This is a genomic window from Paenibacillus sp. FSL R10-2734, assembly GCF_037963865.1.
Lineage (GTDB): Bacteria > Bacillota > Bacilli > Paenibacillales > Paenibacillaceae > Paenibacillus_AQ.
Map to the genome: position 1 here is coordinate 1611974 of NZ_CP150170.1, position 11949 is coordinate 1623922.

Below are 11949 nucleotides of genomic sequence, written 5' to 3' on the forward strand. Positions count from 1 at the left end.
ATGACAACATTACAGGAAATATTTAGTCTTACTGGAGAACGTGTTCTGATTACGGGAGGCGCTACAGGGCTTGGATTAGCAATGAGTCAGTGCTTTCATGCAGCTGGCGCGGAAGTCATTATGGTCGGTTCTGGTGAGGGTGAGGAACGCACGAGATTAGCCGAATCGATCGGTCCGGGAGTGTATTATCGCACCTTTAATGTTGCAGACACCAAGCAGACAGAGCATTTTATTCAAGAAGTTGAGAAGACAATCGGACCTGTCTCGATATTAATTAACAATGCAGGCAACCACTTTAAGAAGCCGATTGAAGAAACATCAATTGAGGAATTTCAGTCTGTGCTGGATGTGCATCTGCTTGGAGCGTTCTCATTATGCCGTGTTCTAATCCCTCGTATGAAGCAACGAAAGAAAGGAAATATCATCTTCCAAGCTTCCATGGCATCCTTTATAGGACAACCCAATATTATTGCTTACTCCAGTGCGAAATCAGCTTATCTAGGTATGGTGCATACACTGGCTTCTGAGACATCGGCTTACGGGATACGGGTGAACGGCATCGCCCCTGGCTGGATTGAGACACCGATGCTGCATAAGGCATTAGCTGGTGATGATGTCAGAAAGCAAAAAATATTGGGACGTACTCCAATGAATAAATTCGGAGATCCTAGCGATATCGGTTGGGCTGCAGTCTATCTGGCATCTCCAGCTGCATCCTTTGTCAATGGAATCATATTGCCTGTTGATGGAGGAGCATTGATCGGGTTCTAACAAAAGAGAATACTTGCGAAATATTAATAAGGGAGATGAAGTATGATAGGATAAGATTATATTACATTTTAATCCCCTCGGGACTAGGAAAAGGGAGCATCATGAGAATCATTATTTCACCTGCCAAGAAGATGAAGACAGACACAGATTTTATGGATTACAGCCAGGTGCCGCAATTCATAAACGAGTCGAAAACTCTTTTGGCCTTATTACAGAAGTTGAATTATGAAGAAGCTAAATCTCTATGGAAATGCAATGATACCATTGCCACGCTGAATGTGGAGCGGATCTCGCATATGGATGTAAATCAGAATCTTACGCCGGCCATATTTTCATATGAGGGTATACAGTATCAGTACATGGCACCTGGGATATTTCAAACGGAGGAGCTTGAATATCTTCAGCAGCATTTGCGAATATTGTCCGGATTCTATGGGATCGTCCGGCCGTTTGACGGGGTAGTCCCGTACAGGCTGGAGATGCAGGCAAAGCTAAGCGGACCTGGCTTCGGTACTCTCTATGAGTTCTGGAATAGAAAATTGGCGGATCAGCTATTTTCTGAGAGTGACACTATTCTGAATCTGGCCTCCAAGGAATATAGCAAGTGCATCGCTCCTTATATTGCCGGGAATGTTCGAATGGTTAGTTGTGTATTCGGGCAGGAGATCGGCGGTAAGGTGGTTGAGAGGGCGACCCTGGTCAAGATGGCCAGAGGTGAAATGGTGCGCTTTATGGCCGAACGGCAAATTACCTGTGTGGAGGATATCAAAGATTTCGACGGGTTTGATTTCAGCTTTGCTGATGAATTGTCGGATGAGAGTACTTATGTGTTTATACAAAAAAAGCGGGATAAAAATTCCGTAATTGAAGCGGAATGAACCTAAGACTGGAAGGTAAGCAACTTACCTCCAGTCTTTTTTTAATGTGACCATGAACCCCATTACTTTAATCTCATCTGCTTTCGAGTTCTCTTATCGGCTGGAATACTATAACAATGGGCAAACTATGTTGTCTCCCGTTCGATCAGCTTAAAAGACAGCGGCTGCAGCTCCATGTTCTGGCCAAGCAGCGCTGGAGCTAGGAGAAGAAACGCGTTCTCTGCCTGTCCCGCAATCGGATTTAGAATGGTCGTGATTCCAAGGGTTCTCGACAGCTCTGAATTATCAAAACCAACGATGGCGAGATCCCGAGGCACGTCCAGTTGCTGCCTGCGCGCTTCGCTGAGAATGCCCGCTGCCACCAAATCATTGGAGCACAAAATCACATCCGGCTGATTCGTTTCAGCCATAAAAGAGCGCAACAACTGCTCTCCATCTCGGATTCCATAAATCGTGTAGTAATACCATTCCTCTATAATGGGAAGATTATATTTAGCCATAATTTGCTCATAGGCGAGGCGTCTGCTTTGGGTATTAATGCTGCTGGGCCGGCCGAAAGCATTAGCGATACGCTTATAACCCCGTTTAATTAAATGCTCCAGAGCGAGTGCATATCCGTCATATTGGTTCATGGCAACGGACGGTATTTCAGGATGGTCCATGCGCTGCCAGGACACAATTGGCCCGTATTTGCAGTAGGAAGAGATAACATTCTTTTCGTTAACGGAGGTCAGTATGAGCAGAGCGTCGACTCGTTTCATTTTGAGATCCTCGAAGGCCTGAAGCTCCTTTTGCTTATCCCCGCCGGTAGTATAAATAATCGTCTGATACCCGTAACGGCCGGACATTTCGACGAAGCTGTTCATAAAGCACAGAATTAGCTCACTTAGGTCCATGGTGATCATGCCGATTTGCTGAGTTTGGCCTTTGGATAAAGAAATCGCATTCCGATTGGGAACATAGTCCGTCTCCTTCATGATGGCGAGGATTTTTTCCCGAGTCTCCTTGCTGACATGTGGGGACTGGTTGAGGACGCGGGATACCGTAGCTTTGGAAAAGCCCGACAGCTTAGCAATTTCGTCAAGAGTGGACATCGGCTTGTTCTCCTTCGCATGATTAGTACTTGACATGTAACGCGTTCCAAGGTTTAGGATTCGAATTAGAGCAGTAATTCTATACTATCACAATAGTAAGGGCGGGAAAAAATATGGAATTGCAATTTCCAAAAGGATTCTTATGGGGCGGCGCTGTAGCAGCGAACCAACTTGAAGGGGCATATCAGGAAGATGGTAAAGGATGGTCCACCCAAGATGTTATGCCGAAAGGAATTAAGTCTGCTCCTACAGAGGTTCCTACCGACGATAATATGAAGTTGATTGGTATCGACTTCTATCACCGATATAAAGAAGATATTAAACTGTTCGCGGAAATGGGCTTCAAAGTGTTCCGGACGTCCATTGCTTGGTCCCGGATTTTTCCGAAAGGGGACGAGCTGGAGCCGAATGAAAAAGGTCTGCAGTTCTACGACGACCTGTTTGATGAGTGTCATAAATACGGCATCGAGCCGCTAGTGACTATCTCACATTATGAAACTCCACTGCATCTGGCACGAGAATATGATGGTTGGGTCAACCGTAAGATGGTAGATTTCTATGAGCGCTATGTTAGAACAATATATAATCGTTACAAGAACAAGGTTAAATATTGGCTGACCTTTAATGAGATCAATTCCATTCTTGAGTTTCCATTTATGAGTGGCGGAATCAATACTCCATTGGAGAAGTTGAGTAAGCAGGATCTGTATCAGGCCATTCACCATGAGTTTGTAGCTAGTGCTCTAGCTGTGAAGATCGGTCATGAAATCAATCCTGATTTCCAAATAGGGTGTATGGTGCTGAGCATGCCAATTTATCCACTCACTCCGCATCCGGATGATGTGATCAAGGTTATGCAAAGTGATCATAAAAATATGTTCTTTGCGGATGTTCATGCTAGAGGTTATTATCCGAGCTATATGAAGCGTTTCTTTAAAGATAACGGAATTCACATTCATTTTGAGCCAGGCGATGAAGAAATTCTGAAGCATACTGTGGATTTCATATCGTTCAGTTACTATATGAGTACGTGTGAAACGGCTGACCCGGAGAAACAGATCAGAGGAGAAGGTAACCTGCTAGGCGGGGTTGCGAATCCGTATCTGGAAGCGAGCGATTGGGGTTGGCAGATCGATCCGCAGGGCTTGCGTTATGTTATGAATTTGTTCTATGACCGATACCAAAAACCGCTGTTTATTGTGGAAAATGGTCTTGGTGCCGTCGATCAGCTCGTTTTAAATGGGAACGGCGAAAAGGTCGTAAACGACGATTACCGGATCAATTACTTGCGAGATCATCTGGTTCAGGTCGCGGAAGCTATTGCTGACGGGGTAGAAGTTATGGGCTATACAAGCTGGGGCTGCATTGACTTGGTTAGCGCAACAAGCGCCGAACTAAAGAAACGTTATGGCTTCATTTATGTGGACCGACATGATGATGGTTCAGGAACACTCGAAAGATACCGGAAGAAGTCATTCCACTGGTACAAAGAAGTGATTGAATCTAACGGGCAGAGCCTGTTCTAGTAATACAGTCCTAATGATCAAGCAACCTTGATACATTAGGGCTTTTTTGTGCCTAAGTTTAAGAAAGATTTCAATTTAACTTTGACATTATTATAAATCGCATATAAGATAGCTATTATGATTCTATGATAATCATTATCAATAGGATGATAATAATTATCATAGAATTGTAACTTAGATGTATATACAGGGGGATAAGCAAAAATGCATAAAAGATTACTCAATTTAGTTATGGTTATGGCTGTCATATTGGTTGTAGCAGGTTGTGGATCTAACCAAAACAATACTTCGAAAACGAACGGGGAAGCAGCTAACAATTCAACTGCTGCAAATTCGGGCAGTGAATCCACAAGCGGTCCTATTATATTAAAAGATGATAAAGGCGAGGTTAAGCTGGATAAGCCTGCGCAAAGGGTTGTTGTACTGGAATGGACATTTACGGAGGACATCATCGCGCTCGGAGTTCAGCCGGTGGGGAATGCCGATAACGAAAACTACAAGTTATATGTAACTTCTGAAGCGCCACTCGATGCAAGCGTGACAGATGTTGGCTCACGTGACGAGCCGGATTTGGAGACCATTGCTTCTTTAAAGCCGGATTTGATTATTGCTAATACGGGTGGACATGAAGGAATTTATGATCAATTAAAAGGCATCGCTCCAACGCTGATTTTCGGTCTGTATCCGGAAGAAGGACAAGGTGATCAGTACACGATTATGGAAGATACCTTCAAAACGATTGCAGCGGCTGTAGGTAAAACCGCGGAAGGTGACAAGGTTCTCGCTGACTTGGATGCCCATTATGCAGCAGCGAAGACAAAGCTGGCTGAAGCAGGTAAGGAAGGCTTGAATTACGTGCTGACACAAGCTTACAGCTATCAGAATGCAGCAACATTACGTCTTTTTACAGATAACTCACTTGCAGTACAAACTTTGGAACGAATTGGTCTGAAGAACGATTGGAAACCCGAAAAATTCGAAGCTTACGGATTCACTACATCAACGGTTGAAGCATTGCCGGCTGTTCAGGATACTAACCTGATGTATATCGTCCAGAAGGATGATAATATTTTCACGAAAGAACTGAAGGATAATTCCGTTTGGAACGGCCTTAACTTTGTGAAAGAAAATCGCACCTTCGGATTGAGCAGTACTACTTGGGTATTCGGCGGTCCGATTTCCTCCAAGGTTATCGTGGATGAAGTTGTAAATACACTAACGAAATGAGTGCTTTTATGAACGGGAAGAGCAGCAAAGAAGCCTCAAGTGGAATGATCTGGAGAATTATTGGAATATTTGGGGGCGGCCTTGCCGCCCTCTTTGTTCTATCCATTCTAAGCCTAGGTTTCGGTGAAGCCAAAATCCCAGCAGCTACGGTGTTGGAAGGTTTACTGAATCGGCAGGATGTGATGGAACATAATCTGCTCTGGGATATCCGGATGCCGCGTACGGTGATTGGCCTTCTGGCTGGTGCCGCTCTGGCTGCGGCTGGAGCATTACTGCAAACGATAACGAAGAATCCGCTCGCTTCCTCAGATACACTGGGAATTAATGCTGGAGCTTATTTTATGGTTGTCCTTGGTATGGTTACTTTTCCAGCTTTGCAGCATCAGTTCCCATTTTTGCTTGCAGTAGCAGGGGGGCTGCTTGCTGCACTGGCTGCCTATTTGTTGAGCGGTGGCAAGGGGGCAACACCTGTCCGACTGGCTCTATCAGGTATGATCGTGTCTATGGTGCTCGGAGCGTTTACATCGGCCCTACATATTTTTAATAAGAACGAAACGCAAAATCTATTCTTATGGGGTTCAGGATCACTGATTCAGTTAGATTGGGATGGTGTTAAGTATGCCTGGCCTTTTGTCATTACATTGCTTATAGCCGCTGTCCTAGCAGGTAGGCAATTTGATGCGCTGGAACTCGATGAGTCCACTGCCCGCTCACTCGGTCAACGGGTTGGATTGGCACGGGGGCTAGGTTTAGGCTTATCTGTATTGCTTGCTGCGGTCGTGGTCAGCGTGGTCGGTCCAATCGGATTTGTGGGTCTGGTGGCTCCTCATCTGGTTCGGCTTAGCGGTATTCGAAAGCATCACCTGCTCATTCCTGCAAGTGCACTGTGGGGAGCACTGCTCATTACGGCAGCAGATACGCTTGCTCGTGTGGTTCGTAGCAGTGTAGGTGAGATGCCAGTAGGGGCGGTTATGGCGATTATTGGAGCGCCTTGGCTCATTTGGCTGGTGCTCACCAAGATGAAAAATATATCGGGTTCAGGCTCTGGTCAGTCATCTATGAATATAGGCGGAACAGCGCTTCGGATGCGTTTTGTTCCGACTGTGATTTTCATGACCGGACTGCTCATTGTTGTTATCCTTGTGAGTTTGTCACTTGGGGGAACGAGAATACCGATTAGCGATCTGCTGAGTAGTCTTGTCCAAAGCGGGGATGGATCTTATTCCGTCCTGCTAAATTTACGACTTCCGCGTACACTCGTTGCGGCTGGAGGCGGTATAGCGCTTGCCATTAGCGGTGTCTTGATTCAAAGCGCTGTTCGAAATCCGCTGGCTGATGCCTCCATTATTGGTGTGACCTCAGGTGCTGGATTGGGGGCGTTAACTATACTGGTCGCTTTTCCGGCATTGACGGTATTAGCAGTCCCTATCGCAGCGATTGCGGGTGGTGCTTTGGCTGCAGCCTTTGTGTTTTTTATGGCTTGGCGTAGAGAATTGAATCCATCTGTCCTTATTCTGCTTGGAATCGCAGTATCAGCAATTGCCTCTGCGGGAATACAGGTTATGATCGTCAAGGGAAGTTTATGGAGTAGCAGCTCTTTAATTTGGTTAACGGGTTCGACTTACGGGCGAAGCTGGAATCAATTTAATAGCTTGTTTATATTTCTGATTGTACTCGTCCCAGTGGCTTATTATTTGGGACGGAGATTCGATTTGCTGGCTTTTGGCGACGAGAGTTCAACAGGTTTGGGTTTGCCGGTTCGTGGAACTAGGCTTTGGGCCATGATTATTGGAGTTATGCTTGCGGCGGGAGCCGTTGCAAGTGTTGGGACGATTGGTTTTCTCGGGCTTATGGCGCCGCACGCAGTACGAATGATGATCGGTCATCATACGAGACGATCCATTGTTCTGTCGGGACTGCTTGGTGGATTGATGCTAGTGATTGCCGATACGCTCGGAAGAACCATAATGGCACCGAAAGAGATTCCGTCAGGCCTTATTATTATGTTGATCGGGGCTCCGTATTTCCTATTTTTAATGTATCAGTCGCAAGTTAGAAAAGGGTAAGGTTTGCGAAGCTGTATAATATTATGATTTCGATAATTGGAAGGAGAGAGAGCGGTATTACCGCTTTCTCTCCTTTTTTTTTCAAGTGTTTAACTCTTTTTGGTCTTGGTTTGATTGGAGTCTAGATTATTTTTTTGTAACCCATAAATCATGAAACTTTTGTATAGTTAGAAGCGTCAAATGAGTAGGCAAATAATGTATTCGTCATTCCAGGAGGGTGGATCTGTGAAGAAGTTATGGATTTCAATTTTAGTAGGCTTATTAGTCTTTCCGATGATGTTACAATCCTCTGTAAAGGCTGCCACTCCCATCAGTATTATTATTGACGGAGTTCGATTGTCTACAGATCAAGCACCGGTGATGGTGAATGGGCGGACGATGGTGCCGTTACGGGCCATTTTTGAAGCCTTTAATGCCACCATTAAGTGGAATCAGAAAGCACAAACTGTAACTGCAACTAAAGATGGTACAACGATTATGTTAAAGATTGGCTCAAAGACAGCCACCATTAACAATAAGGCTGTAACTCTAGACGTGCCTGGTCTGAATTTAAAGGGAAGAACGATGGTCCCAACACGTTTTGTCAGTGAAGCACTGGGCCATGCAGTGGGATGGAACCCTAAGACTCAAGTAGTAAGCATAACGACTTCAGCTTCCAACGTTGGAAATGCAGGCCCGGTATCCAATGTAGTAGCGCAGGATGTGAGTGATTTCGGCGATGGTCGTGATCTTCAGGTTAGCTTCACTCGAGCGGTAAATGAGTCACTAGTGGATCATTACCGTGTTCTGATTGTGAAAGCAGGGAATATTCTTAACTTGTCGTCCGCACAAACGATAGCCTCTTACAATTATTCTACTGTATTACCAACAGGTACCAATCCTTCGATTAAATTGACGTCTACTTCGAGGACTGTTGATGGTGATTCAATTAAGAGTAATCAAGCGTATGTAGCTTATGTCTTGACGGTTGGCAAAGGAAGTAATGCCAGTACACTTTCTATCGGGTCCTCCAGTATGACACTAGTGAATAAGACTGTAGCAGTAATCAATAATGTACAAGTAAATGATATAAGTGATTATGGGGATGGAAGAGATTTATCAGTTAGCTTCAATAAGCTGTCAGATGAGTCGAAGATAAGTTCTTATCGGATATTCGTTGTCAAAGCTACTAATTATTCGAATTTTAATTTAGCTACAGCAAATAATGTATCCAGTGCTAATTACACGCTAGTTAGCAAGACGGGGAATAATATTACCCAAATTTTATCTTCAGGAGCCAGAGATGTGGATGGAGCGCTTGTTAAAACAGGCGTGAGTTACAGAGTGTTTGTCATGGCGATTGACAGCAGCAATGCTGCTAATAATGTGTTGTCTTCTGTCTCATCTGCAATAACACTGTCCAACATAGGGGTCTCTAACTTAAGTGTTAGCGACGTTAACAACTATAACGATGGCCGAGATTTGAGAGTGTCATTTACTCATGCGACGGACGAAACCTATATTAGCCAGTACCGAATCATGGTAGTTCCGACGTCATATTACAGTAGCTTTAGTTTAGCCGAAGCCAATAATGTATCAAGTAGCTACTATACAGCGGTGAGTACAAATGGTACTACAACCAATCAAGTATTGAGCTCGTCAACCAGAGATGTACGTGGAGCTTTGATAAAGAATGGAGTCAACTATAAAGTATATATCTTATCTATTGGAAGCGGCAGTAATACAGGAGGAAATGTGCTTTCTTCACCTTCATCGGTCATTACGTTGTTGAATGATTCCAGTGTGAGTATCGTCTCAAACTTGAGTGTCAGCGACGTTAACGACTATGGTGATGGCCGAGATTTGAGAGTGTCATTCACTCATCCAACGGACGAAACCTATATTAGCCAGTATCGAATTATGGTAGTACCAACATCCTATTACAGTAGCTTTAGTTTAGCTGAAGCGAATAATGTATCAAGTAGCAACTATACATCGGTGAGTACATCCGGGTCTTCTACCAGTCAAGTATTGAATTCGTCAACCAAAGACGTTCTCGGAGCTTCGATAAAGAATGGAACTAGCTATAGAGTGTATGTGTTATCCATCGGAAGCGGGATTTATTGGGATTCGAATGTGCTCTCTTCCGCTTCATCGGTCATTACATTGTTGAATGATTCTAGCGTAAAAGCCGTTACAAACTTGAATGTTAGCGATGATAACGACTATGGCGATGGCCGAGATTTAAAGGTGTCGTTTAGCCATGCCACGGATGAAACGTATATTAACCAATACCGAATCATGGTGGTACCTACGTCATATTACAGCAACTTTAGCCTATCTGAGGCGAATAATGTATCCAGTTCCAACTATACTTCGGTAAGCACATCAGGCAACAGTACCAGTCAAGTATTAGGCGCCTCAGCCAGAGACGTACGTGGCAATTTAATAAAGGATGGAAACAGCTATAAAGTGTATGTGCTATCTATCAGTAGTGGGAATTATGCGGGTTCAAATGCTTTGTCCTGGGAGTCATCTGCCATTACGTTGTCTACGACTAAGAGCCCAGTGATCTCTGTAACAAATGTAACGTATAAAGAGGACGATGGCAGAATCCGGATCAGTTTCGACAAATCAGCCAATGAGACCAATATTTCAGAATACCGAGTATTAGTTGTTCCGGCTAAACAAGGTTTTGGTTCGGCGGATGCTATCGAGGTTAGATCCTCGTATTATACGTCGGTGACCCCTAACGGAACGAATCTTTCAGCATTCACTGCAACAAGGGATGTTAACGGCGATTCAATTGTTAAAGATGTCAAATATAAGGCGTATGTTCTTGCTGTAGCCAATAATAGTGGTGTACAGAATGGTGGACTTTCAAATTCGACGGAAGAGTTTGAATTAAATTCACGGCGTGACGGAAGAGATTAAACGTACAATTTGGAATGAGTCTGTAAGCCTGGCCACTAATGGTCAGGCTTTTCCTTTGTGTACATAATTTCCTTAAGTTTCATGGTATAGTACTATTAAACGAGAAGATTGTGCTATTTTTCACAATATATTGAATGACTGTCCTGAAATCTTCTACCACTATAAATGATTAAAAAGGAGCAAAGGAAGATGAAGATTGGTGAATTCTCGAAAAAGAATAACGTGACACAAGATACTATTCGCCATTATATAGATATGGGCCTTCTAGTTGCTGAAAAACAGGGCTGGCAGTATAAATTTAGTGAAGAAGATAGCTGTGATATCGAAAAAATCACGATGCTGAAGCAGTTGGATTTTTCACTGACTGAAATTCAGGAGATTCTTTGTTTCAATCGTATTGGCGGTGAAAAGACGGATGAGTTCAGAAATTTCTATCTATCCTTGCTGGAACGAAAAAAAGAGCAGAATCTGAAAGAACAGCAAAGATGTAAAGAGATTGACTTCCTCCTGAAAGATCGAATCAATGAGTTGAAAAGATATGGGATCAGTGAAAAGAAAAGCTTAGGATTTCCGCTGTCCTCTACAGGATTATTACATTGTCCTTGTTGTAAGCAACCTTTGGAGATCAGTGACGGGATTGTAGAAAAAAGTATGCTTATCGAAGCTACTGTTCATTGTGAATGCGGTTACATTGCGGTGATAGAAGATGGGATCTACATCGATAAGAAGGCTGTAAGGAAAAAAATTGAGATCCCTTCGAAGAAAAAATTCCTTGAGGTGACTTCGCCGAAGTTTGTGAATTTAATGTATAACGGAACCCATACGATCATCGACTACATTTTAAACCATGGAAATAGCCCTAAATATATCATGGAGCTAGATAATTGTGTAGGGAGATTTCTAATGCAGTATATCGATTATTTACCTAAAGGCTGCACCTATGTGCTTATTTGTCATGACAAGGACAGAATTACGAGTATGAAGGATAATTTAATGCAACAGCATGAGCATAGTAACTTTATCTTTTTCTGCTGTGCCATGGATCAATTACCGATTGCAGACTCCTCTATGGATATCATTATCGATCATTGGATGAGCAGAATATACGCTAAATCAACGAATAAATCCTTATTAGATATTGTATCGCCTTTTTTAAAAGAAGAGGGTCTTCTCACAGGTGCCTATCCTCATATCGGAACGAAAAGTAAGGACTTCATAAACATTCCGCTCGAATTAAGAGATTACTTTAATAAAGATAAAATACTGGAGAGATTGGATGCATTGAATTTTTCACAGCTGGAGGTTGCAGAGATTGGTCCGGTTCTTGAGAACAACCCCTATATTGATATGAATGATAAGGAACAATATCTGATGCTTTATGCGGGCAGGCACAAGAGTCAGATCGATTTGCTTTCACCTACGAACGAATTTGAGCGAAAAAGAAGACGAAATTTGATTTCCTAAAACCCTTGGG

The 11949-nt window shown here is 43.5% G+C and carries 8 protein-coding genes; 7 read left to right on the forward strand and 1 reads right to left on the reverse strand.

What is annotated here, in order from left to right:
- Complete coding sequence (locus NSS67_RS07225; protein ID WP_339318921.1) at window positions 1–771, forward strand: SDR family oxidoreductase; 771 nt, start codon at window positions 1–3, stop codon at window positions 769–771.
- 101 nt (window positions 772–872) lie between these two features.
- Window positions 873–1649 (forward strand): peroxide stress protein YaaA, encoded by a 777-nt coding sequence (yaaA, locus tag NSS67_RS07230; RefSeq protein ID WP_339318922.1) that lies wholly within the window; start codon window positions 873–875, stop codon window positions 1647–1649.
- Between the two features lie 125 nt (window positions 1650–1774).
- On the opposite strand, the gene NSS67_RS07235 is transcribed toward yaaA, so the two are convergent.
- Complete coding sequence (locus NSS67_RS07235) at window positions 1775–2743, reverse strand: LacI family DNA-binding transcriptional regulator (protein WP_339320525.1); 969 nt, start codon at window positions 2741–2743, stop codon at window positions 1775–1777.
- 113 nt (window positions 2744–2856) lie between these two features.
- On the opposite strand from NSS67_RS07235, the gene ascB reads away from it, so the two are divergent.
- The 5 genes from ascB (at window position 2857) to NSS67_RS07260 (ending at window position 11939) form a co-directional block, all read left to right on the forward strand.
- A complete protein-coding gene (ascB, locus tag NSS67_RS07240; protein WP_339318923.1) occupies window positions 2857–4269 on the forward strand; it encodes a 6-phospho-beta-glucosidase in 1413 nt (470 codons plus the stop codon).
- Window positions 4270–4473: 204 nt separating this feature from the next.
- Complete coding sequence (locus NSS67_RS07245) at window positions 4474–5496, forward strand: iron-siderophore ABC transporter substrate-binding protein (RefSeq protein ID WP_339318924.1); 1023 nt, start codon at window positions 4474–4476, stop codon at window positions 5494–5496.
- Window positions 5493–7562: an iron ABC transporter permease gene (locus NSS67_RS07250; protein WP_339318925.1), complete on the forward strand. Its 2070-nt coding sequence runs from the start codon at window positions 5493–5495 to the stop codon at window positions 7560–7562. The genes NSS67_RS07245 and NSS67_RS07250 overlap by 4 nt, the downstream gene beginning before the upstream one ends.
- Before the next feature lie 225 nt (window positions 7563–7787).
- Complete coding sequence (locus tag NSS67_RS07255; protein WP_339318926.1) at window positions 7788–10475, forward strand: copper amine oxidase N-terminal domain-containing protein; 2688 nt, start codon at window positions 7788–7790, stop codon at window positions 10473–10475.
- A 189-nt stretch (window positions 10476–10664) separates the two neighbouring features.
- Window positions 10665–11939, forward strand: coding sequence for a MerR family transcriptional regulator (locus NSS67_RS07260; protein WP_339318927.1), 1275 nt, complete (start codon window positions 10665–10667; stop codon window positions 11937–11939).
- Window positions 11940–11949 lie beyond the last annotated feature (10 nt).

Excerpts from the sequence above, each read along its gene's own strand:
- NSS67_RS07235 (WP_339320525.1), bottom strand. The coding sequence starts at position 2,743 with ATGTCCACTCTTGACGAAATTGCTAAGCTGTCGGGCTTTTCCAAAGCT.
- ascB (WP_339318923.1), top strand. The coding sequence starts at position 2,857 with ATGGAATTGCAATTTCCAAAAGGATTCTTATGGGGCGGCGCTGTAGCA.
- NSS67_RS07225 (WP_339318921.1), top strand. The coding sequence starts at position 1 with ATGACAACATTACAGGAAATATTTAGTCTTACTGGAGAACGTGTTCTG.
- NSS67_RS07250 (WP_339318925.1), top strand. The coding sequence starts at position 5,493 with ATGAGTGCTTTTATGAACGGGAAGAGCAGCAAAGAAGCCTCAAGTGGA.
- NSS67_RS07245 (WP_339318924.1), top strand. The coding sequence starts at position 4,474 with ATGCATAAAAGATTACTCAATTTAGTTATGGTTATGGCTGTCATATTG.
- NSS67_RS07260 (WP_339318927.1), top strand. The coding sequence starts at position 10,665 with ATGAAGATTGGTGAATTCTCGAAAAAGAATAACGTGACACAAGATACT.
- yaaA (WP_339318922.1), top strand. The coding sequence starts at position 873 with ATGAGAATCATTATTTCACCTGCCAAGAAGATGAAGACAGACACAGAT.